This is a genomic window from Oleiphilus sp. HI0125 (assembly GCF_001635355.1).
On record NZ_LWGF01000539.1, the window covers coordinates 1 to 336 of the forward strand.

General features: G+C 41.7%; 1 protein-coding gene. It reads right to left on the reverse strand.

The features are described 5' to 3' along the window. Positions 1-208: cation transporter (locus tag A3762_RS06765; protein WP_197469101.1), on the reverse strand; the 208-nt coding region annotated here is incomplete at its 3' end. Positions 209-336 lie beyond the last annotated feature (128 nt).

Consider the following 336-nt stretch of genomic DNA (forward strand, 5'->3'; position numbering starts at 1 on the left):
ATTTGCCATAAGGGAATCTTGGTGATTGTCCTGCTTCAACCACTTTGATGATGTGCATAGACAGAACGGTTAAGCCGATATTCATCGCTAAATAAACGGCATCAAATAGGATCATGCCAGAGCCGCTGACGATGCCTAATACCAATCCAAAAACGGCAAAGAATGTTGATGCAAATACTGAGAGTAAGAGAATTCTTTGTTCGCTCATGATGAAAAGTACTCGCTCAAAAACTCTGGAATGATGTGCGTTTTAAAATGCTCATAATATGCCGATTCGAATTGTGCTTGATTCCAGGTCCTGCCGAATGTGATCTCTGAAGAGCCAGCTTCATAGCA